14 protein-coding genes are annotated in these 20,617 nt (G+C 63.5%); 7 read left to right on the top strand and 7 right to left on the bottom strand.

The annotated features are described in order from the left end of the window. The first annotated feature begins 103 nt into the window (after positions 1-103). Positions 104-4,309, top strand: a complete 4,206-nt coding sequence (locus CYJ17_RS00240) for an FtsK/SpoIIIE domain-containing protein (RefSeq protein ID WP_180948890.1) — start codon at positions 104-106, stop codon at positions 4,307-4,309. Next, positions 4,306-6,471 carry a serine/threonine-protein kinase gene (locus CYJ17_RS00235; RefSeq protein ID WP_087070354.1) on the top strand — a complete coding sequence of 722 codons (2,166 nt, stop codon included), beginning with the start codon at positions 4,306-4,308 and terminating at the stop codon, positions 6,469-6,471. Before CYJ17_RS00240 ends, CYJ17_RS00235 begins: the two co-directional genes overlap by 4 nt. A gap of 19 nt (positions 6,472-6,490) precedes the next feature. Here the strand turns inward: CYJ17_RS00235 and CYJ17_RS00230 are convergent, their stop codons facing one another. Both CYJ17_RS00230 and CYJ17_RS00225 read right to left on the bottom strand, forming a co-directional pair. Next, positions 6,491-7,993 (bottom strand): hypothetical protein, encoded by a 1,503-nt coding sequence (locus CYJ17_RS00230; protein WP_180948667.1) that lies wholly within the window; start codon positions 7,991-7,993, stop codon positions 6,491-6,493. Between the two features lie 133 nt (positions 7,994-8,126). After that, positions 8,127-8,795 carry a uracil-DNA glycosylase gene (locus CYJ17_RS00225; RefSeq protein WP_087070355.1) on the bottom strand — a complete coding sequence of 223 codons (669 nt, stop codon included), beginning with the start codon at positions 8,793-8,795 and terminating at the stop codon, positions 8,127-8,129. A 1-nt stretch (position 8,796) separates the two neighbouring features. On the opposite strand from CYJ17_RS00225, the gene CYJ17_RS00220 reads away from it, so the two are divergent. From CYJ17_RS00220 to groL, 3 genes are all read left to right on the top strand, one after another. After that, positions 8,797-9,144, top strand: coding sequence for a DUF3263 domain-containing protein (locus CYJ17_RS00220; RefSeq protein ID WP_159454989.1), 348 nt, complete (start codon positions 8,797-8,799; stop codon positions 9,142-9,144). 4 nt (positions 9,145-9,148) lie between these two features. Further along, on the top strand, positions 9,149-9,775 hold the full coding sequence (locus CYJ17_RS00215; RefSeq protein ID WP_087070356.1) for a LytR C-terminal domain-containing protein: 627 nt from the start codon (positions 9,149-9,151) through the stop codon (positions 9,773-9,775). 321 nt (positions 9,776-10,096) lie between these two features. Beyond that, positions 10,097-11,719: a chaperonin GroEL gene (gene groL, locus CYJ17_RS00210; protein WP_016443292.1), complete on the top strand. Its 1,623-nt coding sequence runs from the start codon at positions 10,097-10,099 to the stop codon at positions 11,717-11,719. 122 nt (positions 11,720-11,841) lie between these two features. Here the strand turns inward: groL and CYJ17_RS00205 are convergent, their stop codons facing one another. Next, positions 11,842-13,362, bottom strand: coding sequence for an HD domain-containing protein (locus CYJ17_RS00205; protein ID WP_143231846.1), 1,521 nt, complete (start codon positions 13,360-13,362; stop codon positions 11,842-11,844). Between the two features lie 200 nt (positions 13,363-13,562). Between CYJ17_RS00205 and CYJ17_RS00200 the strand changes: the two genes are divergently transcribed. Together CYJ17_RS00200 and CYJ17_RS00195 are read left to right on the top strand one after the other, a co-directional pair. Then, positions 13,563-14,378, top strand: a complete 816-nt coding sequence (locus CYJ17_RS00200) for an SDR family NAD(P)-dependent oxidoreductase (protein ID WP_234984458.1) — start codon at positions 13,563-13,565, stop codon at positions 14,376-14,378. Further along, positions 14,375-15,127 (top strand): lysophospholipid acyltransferase family protein, encoded by a 753-nt coding sequence (locus tag CYJ17_RS00195; protein WP_087070359.1) that lies wholly within the window; start codon positions 14,375-14,377, stop codon positions 15,125-15,127. Before CYJ17_RS00200 ends, CYJ17_RS00195 begins: the two co-directional genes overlap by 4 nt. 5 nt (positions 15,128-15,132) lie before the next feature. On the opposite strand, the gene CYJ17_RS00190 is transcribed toward CYJ17_RS00195, so the two are convergent. From CYJ17_RS00190 to CYJ17_RS00175, 4 genes are all read right to left on the bottom strand, one after another. Continuing rightward, positions 15,133-16,815 (bottom strand): sensor histidine kinase, encoded by a 1,683-nt coding sequence (locus CYJ17_RS00190; protein ID WP_087070360.1) that lies wholly within the window; start codon positions 16,813-16,815, stop codon positions 15,133-15,135. A gap of 9 nt (positions 16,816-16,824) precedes the next feature. Continuing rightward, entirely contained in the window at positions 16,825-17,568 is a 744-nt protein-coding gene (locus CYJ17_RS00185) for a response regulator transcription factor (protein ID WP_026428430.1), read from the bottom strand. A 144-nt stretch (positions 17,569-17,712) separates the two neighbouring features. Next, the gene (locus tag CYJ17_RS00180; RefSeq protein ID WP_087070361.1) at positions 17,713-18,468 is read right to left on the bottom strand and encodes a PspA/IM30 family protein; all 756 of its coding nucleotides are present in this window, start codon (positions 18,466-18,468) and stop codon (positions 17,713-17,715) included. Between the two features lie 100 nt (positions 18,469-18,568). Beyond that, positions 18,569-20,527, bottom strand: a complete 1,959-nt coding sequence (locus CYJ17_RS00175) for a TPM domain-containing protein (protein ID WP_180948668.1) — start codon at positions 20,525-20,527, stop codon at positions 18,569-18,571. Positions 20,528-20,617 lie beyond the last annotated feature (90 nt).

The following is a 20,617-nucleotide window of genomic DNA, read 5'->3' as shown; positions in this document are numbered from 1 at the left end:
CATCACCCCAGGTGCGGCCCCTGAAGGTAAAGGCACAGCGGAAAACGATATGCGTATTGTCATTAGGAGCGATCACTCGGATCGGTTGTTTTCTCTGACAAACGTGACAGAAGAGACGCGCGTCGGGGATATCCTCGACGGCGCCCACCTCGACCGGCGCGAATGGGCCACCATGTGGGTGGACGGCGTGGCGGTCACCCCCTCAACCACCCTGGCTCGCGCCGGAGTGCACGAGGGAAGCGTCATTTCCGCCGTCGAACCGGAACAGCCCGCCGAAGAATGGGGCTTCATCATCACGGCGGGACCGGATACCGGGCGCTATATCTCCCTTCCCGCGGGTCGTACCCTGCGCATCGGCCGCAGTCCGCAAGCCGATATCCACCTGGATTCCCCCACGGTTTCGTGGTCGCACTGCCTGGTGGAAGTACGCGAGGACGGCCTGTGGGTCAGTGACGATAACTCCTCGAACGGCACCATTCTGGACGGCGCGGCCCTAAAAGGGGAGGAAGGCGCCACCGAAGTACACCCCGGGGACGTGATCGGCATCGGGGCCTTCTACCTCGAAGCAGTCCGGCGTGATGAGGAGACTTCTCAACAGAACGACGACGCCGCTCACGGCGTGCTCACCGCCGTGTCCACGGTCGCTTTTAACCGGCCCCCGCGCCGAGCCCTGCCCGCCCACCCCAAACAACTCGAAGCTCCGGAAAAGAAAATGCCGGAAAAACCCGGCCGGCTCTCCTGGGCCGCGATCTTGGCTCCGATTTTCATGGCCGTGGTGCTCGTGGCGGTGCTCGGTTCCTTCCGCTTCGCCCTCATCGCGCTTTTCTCCCCGGTGATCGCCATCGGTTCTTTTATTGAACAGAAGCGCCGCTCCAAGAAAAGCAAAATCGAAGAAGAAGAAAAGTTCGTGGCCGCGCTCCAGGATTTCACCGTGGATATCGGCAAAGCCGCACTGGTGGAACGCTCCCGGATGCGCGCCCAAACTCCCTACCAGCACGAGCTGGCCGAACAAGCTCGGCGCGGCGGGCCACGCCTGTGGCAGGTGCGCTCCGATCACTTCGATTTCGGCAGCGCCCAGATTGGTACCGGGCCGGTTCCCTTCGAGGTTCCGCTCGAAAATGCCAGTACCAAACCGGAACCGCGGGTACGCGAGATCCTCGACCTGGCCCGCATCCCGGCCGCCCCGGTTCGGGTGGATTTCACCAAGGGCCCGGTAGGTATCTGGGGTGAGCGTGACGAGGCCCTGGCCTTGGCGCGTTCCCTGGTGACCCAGCTGGCCACCCTCTCCGGCCCGGCCGATATGACGATCGCGGTTGCTACCGACCGGGCCCGCTCCGAACACTGGCGCTGGTGCGCCTGGCTGCCCCATACCCGCGTGGGCGGAGCTAACCCGAATAATCGCTATCTTGCCTTTGAGCGCACTCCGGCCCAAACCATGCTGCGCGGCCTACGCGATGGCCTCAACGGCTTGCCTTCCGCATCCCTTTTCCTCGTTATTGATGATGTGGCACTCCTGGAAGGTCGGGATTGCCCGGCCCGTGACCTCCTCGCTTACCGCGGGGAGGATGTGACCGGCTCCCAGAAAGCTAAAGAAGTCAGCGGTATCGTGCTGGCCACCCGCCCCGAACAGCTCCCTGCTTCCTGCCATAGTGTTATCAAGGCGAAACCCGGGGCGGAGCTGACCTTGAGTATCCCCTCCGAAGATGTCACCATCGAACATATTGCCGGGGCGGTATCTACCGAGCCGCGCCTAGAAGAGTGGGCGCGGTCCCTCTCCCTTTTCGATGATCCGGAAGTGCGCGATGCCGGCGCGGCCCTGCCGCCCCTTGTACATCTTCTCGGTCTGCTCGGGCTTTCCCGCGATATAACCAGCGCGGATATCACCCAGCTGTGGCAGAACAATAAGGGATTCCGCTTCCCGCTGGGCGTATCCGAAGATGGTACATACTGGCTGGATATGGTTCGCGATGGCCCGCACGGCCTCGTGGGTGGTACCACCGGTTCGGGTAAATCGGAGATGCTGCGCACCATGGTGGCCGGGCTCGCTGCCAGGGTAGATCCTCAGCACCTGACCTTCATCCTGGTTGATTTCAAGGGTGGGGCGGCCTTCGCCACCCTCGACCAGCTTCCGCATACCATCGGCACTCTCTCGAATCTGGAGCCCTCCCTGGCCTACCGTGCCTTGCGTGCCCTGGAAGCTGAGATGCTCTACCGCCAGCAATGCTTCGCGGCTGCCGGGGAAGGCGTGGACAACCTCGATAACTACTTGGCGACGAACCCTAGTGAGCCCATGCCGCGCATTCTCGTCGTCGTCGACGAATTCGCTCAGCTCGCGAAAGAGTACCCGGATGTACTCTCCTCCCTGGTCTCTATCGGCGCGGTGGGGCGTACCCTCGGTGTGCATATGGTGCTCGCTACTCAGCGCCCGGCCGGCGTTGTCAATGATGACATCCTCGCGAATACCAATATGCGGGTGGCCTTGCGGGTGCAATCACGCGATGATTCCTCGAATGTTATCGGGGTGCCGCACGCCTCCAGCATCGGCCGCGAACAGCGCGGGCGCGCCTATATCAAACTCGGTGAAGAAGATATTCACCCCATCCAAACCGCGCTCGTGACAGGTATAAGCGACGCGGCCCAATCCACCGACCTTCACGTGGATGAAATCGAGCTGGGCGGTCCGCTCCCTGATCACACCGTGGCGCGCGCCGGGGACGAAGAATCCGACGTCGATCTCCTTATCCGAGCCATCCAAGAAGCCCACCGCGCCGCGGGCTTCGGCACCCCGCGCCCCGTCTGGCCCGAACCGCTGGGCGAGCGGGTGGATCTACTCCTCGATACCGATACTCCGCGTGAAGGCGTAGCTAATATTCGCGTGAGCGCGGGCGGGGATACCGTTGCCGTGGCCCTCGCCGATGATCCCAGCCACCAGCGCCAAATCCCGGCCGGCTGGCGGCCCGCGGAAGGCAATCTTATGCTCGCCGGCATTCCCGGTTCGGGAACAACGACGACGCTGCAATCCCTCGCCCTCGTCATCGCCGCAACATCCGACCCGGCCACCACGGATTTCCTGTACCTTGACCTGGGTGGGCGCGGCCTGGAACCCCTCCACGAACTGCCCCATTCCATTGGTTACGCCGGGCCGGGCAAAGCCAATCGTGAACTCCAGCAGCGCCTGCTGCGCTACCTGCGCAGCGAATACGATAAACGCACCACGGACCCGGGCGAATACTCCGATATCTACGTTTTTATCGATTCATTCGCCACCCTGCGTGAAGAATACGATGATGCGGAAGGCATGGAACTCCTCGAAGGGCTCTACCAGGTATGGGGCAAGGGGCCGGGCGTGGGCATCCACATGGTGGGCGCTACCTCGCGCCTCAAGGCCATTCCCGCGGCGGTGGATGAAGTCACCACCCAGAAATGGCTCTATCGCCTGGCCGATTCTTATGACTACTCTCTGGTGGGGGTCTCACGCGATAATATTCCCGCCCAGGTTCCCGGCCGCTACGTGGATGCGATCACGAAACTCCACGGGCATGTGGCCACCATTCCCGCCCCGCTAGAGCAGGCTATTGCCACGGTGGCGGCGCGCTGGCAGCCGGTGGAGAAAGCCACCGTGGTGGCGCGCCTGAGCGACGACCTGCGGGTATCCGATCTGAGTACCACCGCGCAGCTAACGGGGGAGCCCTGGATTATCCCGGTCGGAGTGGAAGAAGCCACCCTGCGCGATTACTGCCTGGAAGCCTACGCCGGGGAGCATATGCTCATTTCCGGACCGGCGCGCAGCGGGAAAAGCTCGGTACTCTTGGGCATCGCCACAAAACTGGCCGGCGATGCGCGGGCCGCCGGCAGCCCCCTGCGCATTATCGGCCTGGCCTCGCGCCGCTCCCCGCTGCACGGTAGCGACGTCCTCGACAACGTTTATGACCACGAGGATGTCCCCTCCGCGGTGGCGGAAGCCGGTCTGGGTACCACGCCCACTATTCTTTTGATCGACGACGCACACCAGGTCACGGAAGGGGAAGAAGCCCTCAAGGATCTCCTCGCCACCAGCAACCAGCAGCTCCTTATTATCGCAGCCGGCCGCAACGATGACCTGCGTTCCGCCTACGGCAAGTGGACGGCGACGCTACGCAAATCACGATTGGGCATTCTGCTCCACCCGAACCGCGATTACGATGGCGACCTCCTAGGCGTGCGCCTCCCGCGGCGCTCCCCGGTCAAAATGACCGCCGGGCGCGGCTACGCCTGCGAAGGCGGCACCGCCACCCTCATCCAAGCCGTGACCGTGCGGGATGACGCATGAGTACCGCATTCGATTTTGGAGCTTCCTACCGCGCCCTCGCCCCCATCGGCCGCGGCGCCTCCGGCGTGGTTTACGAGGGGGAACGCAAGGATGATGGCACCCGCGTTGCCATTAAATTCCTGCGCGACGAATACGTGGGTGACCCGGAAATTCTGCGGCGTTTCATTACCGAACGCTCCGTCCTCACCCAGCTCAGCCACCCCCATATCGTCGGGGTGCATGATCTGGTAGCCGACGGCGGCAAACTCGGCATCGTCATGGAGTATGCGCCCGGCCCTAACCTGCGCGAATACCTCGCTGAGCACGGCCCCTTAGCCCCCGCGGATGCCTTGGATATCACCCGTCAGGTGGTTGAAGCACTCCAGAGCGCACACGCGGGCGATGTCGTCCATCGCGATATCAAACCGGACAATATTATTTTGACCGGGCTGGCTCCGGACGCGGCGGTCGCGCCAGATACGCCAGCCACGGCCGGCAAAGATAAGGCCCTTCCGGGGCGGAAAAAACTACGCGGGCGCACCGAAGCGGAGGACCGTTTCAACGTCAAAGTAACAGACTTTGGTATTGCCGCGATTATCGGGACCGGCTCAAAAACCACGAGCATCGTGGGAACCCCGGATTATATGGCTCCGGAACTCATCGCGCAGGCGCGCGCCACCCCGAGCGTGGATATGTACGCGGTGGGCATTATGCTCTACGAAATGCTCACCGGGCGCACCCCCTTCGGCGGGGAGGGCCTCAATCCTTTCACTATTGCGCATCGCCACCTCACGGAGAAAATTGCTCCGCTGGCCGGCCTGGAAGAAAATACCGCGGCTCTGCTCGATGAGCTGGTGGGGAAGAACCCGGATACCCGGCCGGATGCCGCGCAGGTGCTTGACAGGTTACCGGCCTGCGTGGAAGCAAGCGCCGGCCAGGACCCCCTGGAGCTCAACCCCTCCGCCCCGGTCTTTTACCCGGCCACCATGCTGGACGGTGCTTTCAACGCCGCCGCACTCGCCCGCGAAGCGCTGGGCGCGGCTAAGGATACTGAGAAAGAGGCGCCCGCCCGCCCCGCCGTCGTCCTTTCCCGCGAGAGTTTAGGGGAGCTTGACGCTGCGCCGTCGGCCACCATTATTAGTTCCGGCGCGGCACTGGACCTTAACTATGTACCCGCGCCCGTGATTGAACGCGAGCCGAGCTTCTGGGAAAAAACCGGGAGTTTTATACGCGAGCACTGGATTCTCGTGACGCTGGGTGTCGTGACGCTCCTCGCGGCGATTGCCGGGGTGGTGTGGATGCTGTGGCCGCAGGCGGAAAGTTCCGATACCGCTCCCACCGAACCGATCCAGGCGCGGCTGGAGGATCACCCGCTTCCCTCCGGTCTGTCGATTGTGCGCGAGGCGAAGTGGAATCCGCAACGCCAGGTCATCGACTACACCGTCACGTACAAAACCGCAAAAAGCCCGATTTCGGGTAACGTGCTGGAGGTGATTCCCGCCCCGCAACCTAAGGATGAAGGTGGGGATACCGCGAAAAAGCAGTCTGAGCAGCAGAACACGAAGGGAACGAGCGGAGCAGCGGCGCCGCAATGCGCCGACGTGGTGTGGGATCGCGCCGGCAAACCGCATTCTAATGCCACAACCTCGCTCACGGCCCGCTGTGCCTGGACCCTGGAGGCTCCCACCGTGACGGTTGGACAACCGGTGACCATTACCGCCACGGTGAGCTCGGATTACGTTCCTGAAGACGAACAGGAACTTTCGCGGTGGCTCACCGAGGTTAGTGAGGCAACCGCGAAGGCGGCCGGGGATGAAACGGCTACCTCCACCGCCTATCCGCTCCAGCGCCTGCGCTCCGTCAAGGTCACGGTGCCCCCGCGGATCCAGCAGGGGCAGCCGATTCCCATCAGCATTATCGGGGTGTGGCCCAATGGTGAGAATGTGACGACGCCGCTCTACACCAGCCCCGCCAGCGGTGCGCCGACGAGTATTCTCTCCGATCTGACCGGCGGGGACACCGCGAATCTGCGCTTCACCGACCGCTGTTCCGGGGCGGTGACCATCAGCTCGGACGGTCACGCGGTTTCCGCGCTCTATCCGGCCCAATGCGAGATCGGCGCCGTTGTCGGTAATTTCGACGCCGCTCCCGGCACCATTGCCATTACCGGCTCGGGGTCGTAGCGGAGCCCGAAGCCCGGCTTTAGCCCCGGAACCGGCGCCAGGCCGCGAGCGCTACTCCGGCCCCGCCCAGCAGCGCTGCGAGTGCCAGGCCGGTAGCAGAGTTCGCGCCGGTGCGCTGTAGCGGCCTTGGGTGCGGCGTGCTCACCGAAGGCGGTGTGCTGGGAACATTCGGAGTGCTCGGAACTGTAGGAGTGCTCATAGTAGCCGGCACGGTAGGTGTAGGTTCCGGCGTCGCAGGCATGGACGGCGTCGGGCTGGGCACGCTCCGGTCACCGGGTTCCGGCACCGGCGTAGTGGACGGCTCCGGCGATTCGGAGGGTTCCGGCGACGTGGACGGTTCGGGTTCCGGCGATTCAGAAGGCTCCGGTTCCGGCGTAGGTTCCGGCGACGGCTCCGGCTGCTCGCACAGCGTGATGACCGCGGCGGCTTGATCGCAGCCGTCCTCGCCAACCCCGCTGATGGTGTAGGTAACCGCGGGATTGGCGTGGAGCGCGTAGAGGTAGGTATACCAATCGCCCGCACCCAGGGAGCCCTCAATATCTTTCCCGATAAGATCGTTGCGTCCGGTTTCCCGCGTCACCACGCACTGCGGCGAGCCGGTCAAACCGGCATCCGTGACCCGCTCGCGTGCAGCCGCATTCACCGCCGGATCGCTGAGTGAATACGCGGGTAGATCGCCCATGCGGCCCCACTCAAATTCCTGCAGGCTCTGGCAGCCCGCCATATACGAACCGGGCCCGCCGCCTTCCTGCGAGCATTTCCACAGCTTATTTATGGCGCGGATCGGCAGCACGGTCACCTCCGATTGCACCGCCACATCGCCTTCCACGCGGAGCGTGTAGACGCCCGGGCCGCCTATTCCGAAAGAGTATTCGTCATAGAGGTCCATATTCGCTACCTCGCCGCCGTAGGCGAGGTACGACGGCGGATCTGTGGCAACAGCCAAGTTGGCTTTTATACGCTGCACGCCCAGATTAGGATCCTCGAAATCCGGCGTGACGTGTGAGTACCAGGGGAAATCCTCGGGAGCCATATCGGGATAGAGCTCGGGATCGAAAACCGCATCCCCGTTGCTGTCGCGGCCCACATCCCAGATACGGAGCTCCTGATTGACGGGCTTGGTGGGAACCGTCCAGCGGCTCTCCCAATCGAAATCAGGCTGCGCCTGGAGAGCCTCAAGAGCGGGGTAGTCCGGAACGCTGGTGAGCGTCATTTTTACGTTCTCCAGCACGGTCGGAACGAAAACCGCCGCGCCCTGCGCAGTTTGGATATGGTCCGAGGATTCCACCAGGCGAGCTACCTGAACCGTGTAACTCACATGGGCGACGTCGCCCACCTTCTCCACGCAGGTATCTCCGCCGCGGCAGTTCACTCCGCCTCCTGTTACGGTCATGACATTGCGCATGAGCGTCCGGTCAGGATCGGGACCGCCGGCTGTGGCGGTGACGGGAAGGAAAATGCCGGCGCCGGCCAGCGCGGCGGCAAGGGCGAGCCGCCCGAAGGTGTGTGCGTGAATGGCCATGGGTACCCCCGTGGAAAATAATTCCCTATCCAGCTTCAGCTGTGAAACTAAATTGAGAAACTGCGTGATATGCGGGCAGGAATCCCGCACCACATCCCATGTTACGCCGTAGTAAATGAATGTGCACGGATATTTAGGGTAACCGCCAATCCACCGGGCTGGCTCCCTGCTCGGCCAGTAGCGCATTGGCGCGCGAAAAAGGCTTGGAGCCAAAGAAACCGCGCGAAGCGGAAAGTGGCGACGGGTGCGGGCTGGCAATCACCGGGGTATTTCCCAGCAGCGGGCGCAGCTCCTGAGCATTACGGCCCCACAAAATCGCCACCAGCGGTTTCCCGCGCGCCGCGAGGGTGCGAATCGCATGATCGGTAACTTTTTCCCAGCCGCGCCCCCGGTGTGAATTAGCGTTATTCGGGGTCACGGTCAGCACCCTGTTGAGCAGCATCACGCCCTGTTCGCACCACGGCGTGAGGTCACCGCTGCTGGGGAGTGGGGCGCCAACGTCGTCGTGTAATTCCCGAAAGATATTGACGAGCGAGCGTGGCGGAGCCACATTCGGCGCCACGCTAAAGGAGAGCCCCACCGCATTTCCGGGGGTGGGGTAGGGGTCCTGGCCCACAATGAGCACCTTGACGGAATCCAGGGGATAGGTAAAAGCGCGCAGCACATTTTTGCCCGCGGGAAGATAGCCGCGCCCGGCCGCGTTCTCTTCGCGTAAGAACGTGCCCATCTCATGAATGATAGGTTCAACAGGGGCAAGAGCCCGCGCCCAATCGGGGCTGATGATCTCGGAAAGAGGCTGCATAGTGTCAGAGTACCGGAGTGAGGAACCTCCTTTTGCGAGCACGCCTTCGAGTGAGGGTAGTGGGGAAGCTTCGTGGGAGGATTTCTTGCGTAGTGCGGGCCCTGCCTTGCACGACGACGAGCTGCGCGTCCTCACCACGGAGATGCGGTGGCGGGCCGTGTACCGCACGAAAACCGAGGCAATCCGGGCGCTCGGCATGACTCCCACCCGCTACTACCTCATTCTTTCCGGCATTCTCAATAACCCGCGCGCCGAAGTGGAGTACCCGGATGTGGTGCGAGCCATCACCCGGCTGCGGGACCTGCGCGATAAGGAACGCGGCGGGCGCGGCAGAAAACAGCTAGGCTAACGGTGTGGCAGGAAAGTACCCAGTAGACGAATTTGATATCGCGGCGCGCCAGCGCACAACCCGCGGCGCTCACCGCAAGCGCGAATCCTCGGCAAAGTGGTGGATCGCGCTCATCGCTATCCTCATTCTCGCCCCGGCTCTCGGGTACGGCATTGTCAAAATGAACCAGATTTCAGTAGCGCCACCCTCCCACAAGCCGAGCGTGAGCGCACCGGCCCAGCCTTCGGCTACGGCGCCCGAAGCCGGAACCGAAGGCGCGGGCACAGAAGGCAGCCCGGCCCCCGCTTCGGAGGCGCCGGCGCCCGCGGAAGAAGCCTCACCTTCGGCTTCCCCCACCCCGTCCGCTGAAGTGGATCACAGCCGTTCCACCCTCATCCTCAACGCCTCCGGGATTTCCGGATATGCCGCCGCCCATCAGCGCCAACTCACCGAAGCTGGCTTCACTACCACCTCCATCGGCAACTACCAGCACGCGGCACCGGCTCACTCCCAGATTTTCTATCCGGAGGCCGCTGATCTGCCCACCGTGGAAGCCATCGGTGCCGAATTGGGAATCACCGATTTCGTTGAAAACGCCAGCGCGAGCGGGGATAGCATCGTCGTCGTGCTGGCGGGGGATACCCGCGACTAAAGAACCCCGCGTGAAGATTCCCGGCTTCGCCAGCCGCTAAAACTTGAGTGCTTCCCGCTCAAGTTTTCGGGGCGGTTATCCGGGGCCGGGCGCGCGCAATTGCGGGCATATCGCGCTTTTCTGGCGGATGGCTGCTGCGTCGTCGTACCTGAACCACAGCTTGCACTCACGCCGTGAGAGTGCCAGAATCTCTGTTAGCACTCCGAGTATGTGAGTGATAAGTCCAACTGGTTGGTGAGGCTGACCGTGAGCGAAGAAAGGCTTCGCGCGGGAGGTCGTCCGTCGCGGGCACCGGCCACAGTGATTCTGGAGGAATATCGCATGGCAAAGACCATTGCTTTTGATGAGGAAGCACGCCGCTCCATGGAGCGCGGCCTCAATCTCCTCGCGGACACCGTCAAGGTGACGCTGGGACCCAAGGGCCGTAACGTCGTTCTTGATAAGAAGTGGGGCGCCCCCACCATCACGAATGACGGTGTGTCCATCGCCAAGGAAATTGAGCTGGAAGATCCCTACGAGCGCATCGGTGCTGAGCTCGTCAAGGAAGTCGCCAAGAAGACGGACGACATCGCCGGTGACGGCACCACCACCGCGACGGTTCTCGCCCAGGCCCTCGTGCAGGAAGGCCTGCGCAATGTGGCCGCCGGCGCCAACCCCATCGCGCTGAAGAAGGGCATCGATACCGCGGTCAAGGCCGTGACCGAACGCCTCCTCGCGGACGCGAAGGAAGTCGATACCCGCGAAGAAATCGCCTCCACCGCCGCCATTTCGGCCGGTGACCAGGAAATTGGTGAGGTCATTGCCGAAGCTATGGACAAGGCCGGCAAGGAAGGCGTCATCACCGTGGAAGAGTCCTCCGGCCTGGAGCTGGAGCTCGAGCTCACCGAAGGCATGTCCTTCGACAAGGGCTACCTCTCCCCCTACTTCGTGACCGACGCCGAGCGCCAGGAAGCCGTTCTGGAAGATCCCTTCATCCTCTTCGTGGATTCGAAGATCTCCAACCAGAAGGAACTCCTCCCGGTTCTCGAAAAGGTCATGCAGGCCGATCGCCCGCTCCTCATCATCGCCGAGGATGTGGAATCCGAAGCGCTGGCCACCCTCGTGGTCAACAAGATCCGCGGTACCTTCCGCTCCGTGGCCGTCAAGGCCCCGGGCTTCGGTGATCGCCGCAAGGAAATGCTCCAGGATATGGCCATCCTCACCGGCGGCCAGGTGATCTCTGAATCCGTTGGTCTCAAGCTGGAGAACACCGACCTCACGCTCCTCGGCCGCGCCCGCAAGGTGGTTGTCACCAAGGAAAACACCACTATCGTGGACGGCGCTGGCGACCAGGAGCAGATCGACGGGCGCGTTTCCCAGATCCGCACCCAGATCGAAAACTCCACCTCCGAATACGACACCGAGAAGCTCCAGGAGCGCCTGGCCAAGCTCGCCGGTGGCGTGGCGATTATCAAGGCCGGTGCGGCTACCGAGGTTGAACTCAAGGAACGCAAGCACCGCATCGAGGACGCCGTGCGCAACGCCAAGGCGGCCGTGGAAGAAGGCACTGTCGCCGGTGGCGGCGTGGCCCTTATCCAGGCCGGTAAGGAAGCTTTCGCTGACCTCAAGCTCGAGGGCGACGAAGCGACCGGCGCGGCCATCGTGCGTTACGCTATCGAAGCTCCGCTCAAGCAGATCGCCAGCAATGCCGGCCTCGAGGGCGGCGTGGTGGCCGAGAAGGTCCGCAACCTCCCCAAGGGCGAGGGCCTCAACGCGGCTACCGGCGAATACGTCAACCTCATGGAGGCGGGCGTTATGGATCCGGTCAAGGTGACCCGCTCGGCGCTGCAGAACGCGGCCTCCATTGCCGGTCTGTTCCTCACCACCGAAGCTGTGGTGGCGGACAAGCCCGAACCGCCGGCTCCGGCCGCGCAGGGTGACGGCGGCATGGGCGGCATGTACTAAACCGCTAGGTTCAGCTGCAGCTGACGCCAAGAAGTAATAGTGCTGCCAGCGTGATCTGGTAGTTGTCGGGTGGCGCGCTTTCCGCGAGGAGGGCGCGCCACCTTTGTGGTATCCGGCCGCAGCTACATATCCGGTTCGCGCTCGATGCCGTGCGTGGGGGAGGGATCTGCGGGCCGGGCCACAATATCGCCTTCCGGATCGTCTTCGATCAGCGGCGGGATGCTCTCCGTATAGCGCGGGGTACGCCGGGGCGCGCCCTCGCGTTCCTTTTCCTTCCACACCTCCGCCTGGGCGCGATCCGCGAGCGGGGAATCAATATTCTCCGCTAGCGCGATAGCCTCATCGCGTTCCTTCTCCGCCGCCCGCCGCCGCGCATTAATCTTATTCAGGGTGGCCTGGGAGACCTCCTCACGCTGGCGCTTGCGGAGCTGTTCCGCGCTCAGCTGCGGCTCGCTCGCCTCGGCGGCCGGCCCGGTAGGCAGCACCCGCGTCACCTCGCCGGCATCCTCTTCCGGAATCCGAGCTTCCACCGCTTCCAAAGTAGAAGTTTCGGTGCGGGCATCGCGATAGGCATCCGCCCCGGCCGGCGCGGTGGGAGCCGAGGGAGTGGCGAGCCCGGTGAGCGTCGTCGTACCTACATTCGCATCCACGGGGCGCGTTACCTCCCCCGGGCGCGTCACGTCCACGGTTCGCGCGGCATCTGATGTTCGCGTGCCTTCAGCAGTTCCGGCCGCATCTACGGGGCGCAGAGCCTCAGCGGCGTTCGCGCCATCCGCAGCGTGCGCCATATCCGCGGCGCGTGGCCCGCCCGCAACATTCGCACCGCCTGTACCTAGCTCCGGCTCGGCCAGGCGCTTGCGCAATTTCGCGGCCTCCGCCTGCAAATTCTGACGCGCGGCATCCTCCCATTTTTGGCCCTCGGGCGTATAAAACAAATGCTTGCGCTCGAGCAGCTTCGCCACGATTTTCTCGCGCCCGCGCCAGAAACTCTCGTCGGGAATATGCGGGTATTCCTCGCGAATCGCCTGGGTATAGCGCCGGTAGCTCTGCGGGGACGCAGCCAAAATCGCCAGGTGCGCATCACGCAGCACCATAATGTCAATATCTTGTTCGGCCGTGCCCAGGCTGGTGGCCGGGGCGCGGCCCATCACTGGCATCGCGGTGAGTGCCGGGGCCTTCATCCCCCAAATCAGCTCCGCCACCCGGCGCGCGGTTTCCGGAGCGATACCGAGGTTCGTCAGCTCATTTTCAGCGGTGCGCGCCGAAAGCAGTTCATCTTCCCCGCCGCGTTTCGTGTAGACGCGGTAGCGCGACGTCGAAAAAACCACGCCGTGGTACCAGGCCGCAAGCCGCACGGTATCCGGGTGATGCGTTTCGTTAATGAGTTTTTCCACATTGGCGAGCATGGCCGTGAGGTGGTGAATATCGTGGAAGATACGATCCGGTTCCGACCAGCGCGCCAGCACCGAGGTACACGTCTCCTGAATCTCCGCGCTGGACGCGGTCGCCCCCAGCCCCGTCACTGCCTTCTCGAAAGAAACCGGCAGCCACGAAGGAACGGACATATTTCCTCCCACCGTGGTGCGCACCCGCGGCGAACTTTTCGCCAGGGGACGACGACGCACGTCGCCCTCCGCACTCAAACGCAACTGATTCTAATCATGCCCAGGCCCGGGTGGGGAACATGTGGGTCTTTTTGCCGGGCGCGCCCGCCCCGGGGGAGTGCGGCGTGGCGCGTGGACGCGGGCGGAGAGTTCCCCGGGGCTGCCACTTTTCGCCCAGCTGAACGCGATAACCGGGCCGGCGGGGTGCACGGGCGCGGCCGGTGCACTAACGTAGAGACGTGATATCTGACGCAGCCTTTTCCGCCTCGCACGCAGCTGGCCGGCCCCGGGCACTGGTGACCGGGGGAAGTTCCGGCATCGGGCTCGCCTTCGCCCGCCAGCTCGCCGCCCGCGGATACGCGCTGGTCCTGGTGGCGCGCGGGGCGCAACGCCTAGGCGTCGTGGCCGAAAAATTCCGGGCGCGGGGCGTGGAATGCGAAACGATGTGTTGCGATCTGGGCGTGGGGAACGACGTCGCACGCCTATGCGATTACCTCCGTGACAATGCCGTTGATGTGGTGGTCAATAATGCCGGGGCTGGCCTCTATGAAAGCCTCGTGGACGGGGATATGGACCGGATTGACGCGGCGGCGGCCCTCATGGCTGGAGCTCCGGTGCGGATCGGCGCGGCGGCCACCGCGGCGATGGCCGCGCGGGGGAAGGGCACCCTCATTAATATTGCCTCGGTGCAGAGCTTCGTTCCCATGGGTGCATACGCGGCCCTCAAATCTTTTGTGCGGGTATGGTCCGAATCGCTGGCAGTGGAGCTGCACGGCAGCGGGGTGACGGTCACCGCGGTGCTACCCGGCTGGGTGCGTTCGGATTTCCACCGCAACTCGGGCGGGAAACGCTCCGGGGTTCCCGATGTGCTGTGGCTGGAGCCCGATACGGTGGCGCGGGCCGCGCTCGCGGCGGCCGCGCGCGGAAAAGTCCGCTGCACGCCTACCGTGCGTTACAAGATCATTGGTTTCCTGGCGGAGAAAGGCCCGCGCTGCGCGGTAAACTGGGTGGCAAGGAAAATTAATGGCAGTGGGCGAAAGGCGGACCGCGGGTGAGCGAGCTCGAACCGATTGATCCGTATCTGGATGAGTCCAAGGCCCGCCGCCGGCATCGGGTGCGCCGCGCCCTGACGAAACCGGTCATGTCCACGATTCTTCGACCTACCGTGCTGGGGGAAGAAAATATTGAGAATCTGGACGGCGCGTTTATCCTGGTGCCTAATCATTCTTCGCACCTGGATGCTCCGATGATTTTCTCGCTGCTTCCCGATAAGCTCACTGAGCGCTTAGCAACCGGCGCGGCCGCGGATTATTTTTATCGCCGCCGTGGCATTTCTAATCTCACTTCGCTGTTCTTTAATACCTATCCCATTGAGCGCGGTAAAAAACCCACCGGGAAAGCCGGGTCGGAATATCAGCCCGGGCGCGCCAAGGGGATGACGGGCCGCCTGCTGGCCGCGGGTGTTCCGATTCTGATTTTCCCGGAAGGCACCCGCTCGCGCACCGGGAAACTCGGCACGCCCAAGGCGGGTGCGGCGGCCCTGGCGCAGCGTTTCAATGTTCCGATTGTTCCGATCGCCATGTCCGGCGGGCACGAGGTCATGCCGGTGGGCGCGGTGCTCCCGAAATTCCGCGGCGAGGTGTTCTTATTTATTGGCCGGCCCATGTACGGGCTGCCGGAGGAAGACCCGGCTGATTTTATGGGCCGGGTATTCACCGCGATTGAGATGATGTTGGAGCAGAAGAGCGCGCATCCGCTCACCCCGGAAGGCACCAGTCCCTTCGATCCGCCGGTAGCTGAGTAGTCCGCTTATTCCTGCCCGCTCGGATGTGCGGGCGCGAGCGCATCGGGGCTCTGGCATGGTTCGCTCGGCGCGGGGAAAGTGAGCTGCACCGTGAGCCCGCCACCGGGGGTAGTAAGCGCCCGGGCGGTACCGTGATGCGCGGCCATAATGGCGGCAACGATGGCAAGGCCCAACCCAGAGCCCCCCGATTCGCGCGAACGTGAATAATCCGGGCGGTAGAACCGCTCAAAAATGCGCTGGGAATCCGCCTCGGAAATACCCGGGCCGTGGTCGCGCACCTCGATAGTGGGCTGGCCCTCCGCGATGCCCACCGCCACTTCCACCGGGCTGGCTTCCGGGGCGTGCGCGAGCACATTCGACAGCAAATTGGCGATCACCTGGGTGATACGATCCGCATCTCCGTGTACCTCCACCACCTTGGGCGGAGGGGTGCTCCCATCCAAAGCGACCACCGTGGCGGTGCGCTGCGGGGCTCGCACCCGGAAATCAAGGATGGCGTTATCGGCCAGCTTGGCCAGATTGACGCAATCAAGATTGAGGGGCCGGTTTTCATCCAGGCGGGCCAGCTGGAGCAGATCCTCCACCAGCCCGGCCATGCGGTTGGCTTCCGATTCCACCCGCTCCATCGCCTCGGGGACCCGCTCCGGGGGAACCCCGCCCAGGCGGTATAGCTCGGAATACCCGCGCACGGTGGCCAGCGGGGTGCGTAATTCGTGGGAGGCATCTGAAACGAAGCGCCGCATTTTTGCTTCCGAGCGCTCTTTTTCCGCGAAAGCATGCTCGATTTGGGCGAGCATAACGTTAATAGAGTTAGCGAGCATCCCAACTTCGTCGTCGTCCTCACCGTGCGGGACGCGTTCGGCCAGGTGCCCTTCCGCGATGGTATGCGTGGCCGCCTCGATATCACGCAGGGACCGCAAGGTACGCGATACCAGGCCGGTAACGGCAAGCCCCGCGGCCAGCACGGTCGCGAGCCCGGCGAGCACGAAAATAAGGCGCAGCCGCGCAATCGTAAATTCGATAGGGCCGAGCGGCTGGGCAATAATAATATTCCCGGTGATGAGGCCGCCGGTGGACGTCGGGCTAATGGGGTGCACGAGCACCCGCCAATCCGAGCCGTACAGGGTGGAAGGAACCGTGACCGGCTCTTCGGAACCCAGGCTGGCAATACGTTCAAGTTCGCGCGGGTAGCCGAATTCTTCCACGGCCCCCGGGTTGGGCAGCTCGTAGGTGGTTACGTCTCGCTGCCCGGCAATACCCCAATTGACCCGCACGAAGAAATCGGAAAGGTTGAGGGAGGACTGGCTGGCGCCGGGCATTTCCTGGAGGAACATTCGTTCCACCGAGCGCGCATTCGTGGTCAAATCCTGGTCGATAGTGGAGACCAGGTATTGCTTGAGGAGGGTGACCGAAGCGAAACCCAAAAAGGTTGCCGCGGTGCCCACCAGAATAACGAAGGCAATAATGAGGCGGCCGGCCAGGGTACGGGCCGGCCGCAGTGCGCGCCGGAAAATTCCGTCGCGGCGGGTGCGCGCGGGGGCGTCGGTAGAGGGGCGGCCCGGTTGCGCCGAGGTGCCGGGATTTGCCGGGCGGTCCGGTCGCGCCGAGGTGCCGGGATTCGCCGGGCGGCCCGGTGCGCCCGGAGCCCCCGCGCTTTCCGCAGGGAACGGATCGTGACGTTGGGTCATAACCGAATGCTATTTGGAAGCACGCAGAACGTAGCCGATGCCACGGCGAGTGTGGATGAGCGGCACAAGATTGCGTGCCTCCTCCGGGTCGGTAATCCCCAGAGCTTCCGGGGAATCAATTTTGCGCCGCAAATAGGAAATATAGGATTCCACGATGGAGATCTCGCCCTGCCAGTTGTAATCCCATACATGGTCGAGGATCTGAGATTTAGAAACCACCCGCTCGGCATTAATAATGAGGTAGCGCAGCAGCTTGAATTCGGTGGGGGAGAGTTCCACCGGGCGGCCGGCGCGGGTGACTTCATAGGAATCTTCGTTCATTTCCAGGTCCGCGTAGCGCAGCACCGCCGATTCGGTTTCCTCGGGGCTGGTGCGCCGCAGTACCGCGCGGATACGAGCCACCACTTCCTCCAGGGAGAACGGCTTAGTGATGTAATCATCCCCGCCCACGGTCAAGCCCTGGACCTTGTCTTTCACATCATCGCGAGCGGTGAGGAACAGCACGGGCAGATCGTGATCACGTTCGCGCAGGCGGCGCAGCACTTCAAAGCCGTCCATGCCCGGCATCATAATATCGAGGACGGCCAGGTCCAGATGCTGATTTTGCTGGTGAGCGAGGGCTTCAGCGCCATCGGCGGCGGTGTACACATCGAATCCGGCGAACCGGAGAGAAACGGAAAGAAGTTCACGAATCGAGGGCTCATCATCAACAACGAGGATGGCCGCTTCGGGAGTGTGCTCGGTAGGCGTCATGACGTTAAGGAAACTCGAGGTATCTGGAAGCTTCCTGAAAGTTTGCGGGAAGCGAAAGCAAAGCGGTGGGAGCGATGGCGGTGGAACGACGACGCCGCGGGCCGGGGTGGCGCTGCCACCCCGGCCCGGGAAGTCGGCTGCGCTTTAGTAGCTGGAGAAGTCCCGGCCTTCGAGTTGCGCGGGTTCCTGGCCGCTCTTGAGGGCGGCTAGGCGCGCTTCGATTTCTGCGTCGTCGGAATGATCCTCCAATTCGGCGAATTGATCGGCCAAGCTCAGGGAGGCAACTTCGGCCTTGCCCTGCGCCAGGGCTTCCTGGCGGCGGACCCGGTCTTCGAAACGGGCCAGTTCGCTGGTGGGATCAAGCACGTTGATCGAGGAGATGGCGTCCTGCACCTGGCTTTGCGCCTCGGCGGACTTCTGGCGCGCCACCAGGGTATCGCGCTTATTCTTGAGCTCGGTGAGCTTCTCCTTCATCTGGGTGAGCCCGGATTTGAGCTGCTCCACCACCTTTTCCTGGGAGGCGAGCATGGGTTCGGCATCCTTGGCTTCGCGTTCGTACTGGATCTGCTTACTCAGCGCCACTTTCGCCAGGTCATCCCAGTGGTTCGCGCCCGCTTCATCGCCTTTGGCGCGCATCTCATCGGCGCGGCGCGAGGAGGCGATGGCCTTCTGGCCCCAATCGCGCGCGGCCTTGATGTCCTCGTTGTAATCGGATTGCGCCAGGCGCAGATTGCCCACGGTCAGCGCCACGGCATCTTCGGCTTCCGCGATGGAATTCTTGTAATCGCGCACCATCTGGTCGAGCATTTTCTGCGGGTCTTCCGCGCGGTCGAGGAGCGCGTTGATATTCGCCTTCGCGAGCTGGGTAATGCGTCCGAGGATTGTTTGTTTTTCAGCCATGATCAGCCTTTCTCTGTGTTATCGAGTAGGAATGGGGTGATGTACTGGATAGATGGTATCCGGGCGGGGCGCGATCAACGGACGCACGCGGCCACCGGTGTTAGAACGAACGGCTCCCTCCTCCCGCGGCGCCCCCGCCGCCAAATCCGCCAAAGCCTCCGCCGGATCCACCTCCGAAACCGCCGAAGCCCCCGCCGAAGCCGCTGGAGCGCTCGCCGCCAAAACCGGAACCCCAGCCCGAACCCCAGCCGGAATTGTGGCGGGATCCGCCGCTGGTCAGCGAGCCGAGGAACATGCCGAGTAGCAGGCTGCCCACGTCCCCGCCGCCGTTGCCGCCGTTTCCGCCGAAACCTCCCGCAGCGCGGGCGGACATCGCCTCCTGCACAGCATCCGTGGCGCGCTGGGCGTAGGATTCGGCCCGCGCGTAATAATCGCGGCGTTTGGCCAGGTCATCGCTGGTATCCCCGGCTTGGAGCGCGGTGCGAGCCGCCTCCAGCGGGGCGCGCGCCTCATTCCCGGTGCTCCAGCGGTTCTGCGAGACCATCGCCTCCGCCCGCTGCACTGCCGCCCGGGCTCGCTGGCGATCCCGTTCCAGCCCGGCCACTTGGCGCCGGTAGTTTTCCTCCGCATCCCGAGCCGGGGCAAGAGCCGCGTCCAGGGCATTTTCCGCCTCGGTGAGCTCGCGGATTCCGGCGAGCGGATCCACCCGCTCCCCGCGATATTTCTCCACCAGCGCCGCCGCCCGATCCCGCGCGGCCCCGACCTGGGCATTCCCGCCGCCGATGCGATGAGCATCGGCAATATCCGCGGAAATTGAGGAGATATGTTCACCTAGCTGGGCGAAAGCCCGATTGACAGAATCTTGGACGTTGGAAATAGCGCGGTAGCGTTCCGCGGCCTCGTCCAGAGCCTGTTCGGCAATGCGCACAAAAGGCACGGCCTGGTTGCGTTCACCCGTGCCGAGCAGCTGATCGACCTGCCCGAGCGCATCATCCGCCCCGGCCAGCAAAGCTTCAATATCCGCCGGGTAGGTGCGGAAACTCGCCACCGCATTCTCCCCGTAGGTGGCCGCCAAGGAATCCAATTGCCGGGTGGCGCTGGGAAGATTGGCGCGAATATCCGCCGCGCCCTCGCGCACCCGCGCCGCGGCTTCCTCCACATTGGCCGCCAAATCCCGCAGCCGTGCGAATTCTTCTTCCTGCTCGGTAATGGCCCGCTGCGCTTTTGCCGTGAGCTCCAGAATCGCGGTGTTATAGGCGCGCACCTGCTCCGGGGTATCCGGAATATCGTCATCTAAAAGCTGACGCTGGTTGAAAGCCTCCTGGAGATACTGCTGTGCCTGCGCGAGCGCCTGGTCAAAGCCGCGCACCGAATTCACCCCGAATTGCGCCCGCGCGAAATTGAGTTCCGCGGCGGCACTGCGAACGCCGTCGTCCGTCGCTAAGAGCGCCGCGGCGGCACGTTTGCCGAGCGCGGCCAGATCTTCACGAGTTTTATTTTCCGCCTGCTTGCGTTTCCGCGCGCGCACGAAAACAATGGCCCCGATAATAACGACGACGGCGCCGCCCCCGAGCGCCAAGCTGGCCCAATCCGTTTTTTCGCCCTGCGCCAGCTCCCGGGTATAGGCGAGGGAACCCTCCAGCCAGCGGCCGTCCCGGTAGGCGGCGCGGACCTCCGCGGTAAAAGCCTTATCCAGATCGGAAGCGGAGAAACTCGCGCGGCCGTAGGCGTAGCCCAGCTGGCGGCTATCCACGGCCACCGCGATGAGGGTGGCATCGCTAGACAGCCCGGCCCGGTTGAATGTTTCAATGGGCCACTGGTCCGCGCCTGCGCCGTCGAACCTATTAACAAAAACGAAACGCACCGCGTAATCCGTCTCATCTTGGAGGCGATTGAGGGAGGTGCGCAGTTGCTCTTCTTCGCTGGCGGAAAGAACCTGGGCCTGATCGGTGACCGGATCAACGCTGGAGAGGGGTTCTTCCGCGGCGGCCAGCGGGCCGGAAAGAAGCAGCGCGCCCGCGAGCGCGAGTGTTCCAGCTATCCGGCGTACGATCCCCATAACTTCAACCTTCCGTGCGCCCGGTGCGGCACCGGGCCTGCCCCTTACGTGGTGGACAGCACAATTTAACCACAGCATTCTGGGAGCGGG

The sequence above is a fragment of the Actinotignum timonense genome, from assembly GCF_002860685.3.
GTDB classification, from domain to species: domain Bacteria; phylum Actinomycetota; class Actinomycetes; order Actinomycetales; family Actinomycetaceae; genus Actinotignum; species Actinotignum timonense.
This window is presented reverse-complemented; position numbering and strand designations above follow the sequence as displayed.

What these genes read in the sequence shown, in the direction of transcription:
- CYJ17_RS00235 (WP_087070354.1), top strand. Translation starts at nt 4,306, where the DNA reads ATGAGTACCGCATTCGATTTTGGAGCTTCCTACCGCGCCCTCGCCCCC.
- CYJ17_RS00230 (WP_180948667.1), bottom strand. Translation starts at nt 7,993, where the DNA reads ATGGCCATTCACGCACACACCTTCGGGCGGCTCGCCCTTGCCGCCGCG.
- CYJ17_RS00225 (WP_087070355.1), bottom strand. Translation starts at nt 8,795, where the DNA reads ATGCAGCCTCTTTCCGAGATCATCAGCCCCGATTGGGCGCGGGCTCTT.
- groL (WP_016443292.1), top strand. Translation starts at nt 10,097, where the DNA reads ATGGCAAAGACCATTGCTTTTGATGAGGAAGCACGCCGCTCCATGGAG.
- CYJ17_RS00190 (WP_087070360.1), bottom strand. Translation starts at nt 16,815, where the DNA reads ATGACCCAACGTCACGATCCGTTCCCTGCGGAAAGCGCGGGGGCTCCG.
- CYJ17_RS00185 (WP_026428430.1), bottom strand. Translation starts at nt 17,568, where the DNA reads ATGACGCCTACCGAGCACACTCCCGAAGCGGCCATCCTCGTTGTTGAT.
- CYJ17_RS00180 (WP_087070361.1), bottom strand. Translation starts at nt 18,468, where the DNA reads ATGGCTGAAAAACAAACAATCCTCGGACGCATTACCCAGCTCGCGAAG.
- CYJ17_RS00175 (WP_180948668.1), bottom strand. Translation starts at nt 20,527, where the DNA reads ATGGGGATCGTACGCCGGATAGCTGGAACACTCGCGCTCGCGGGCGCG.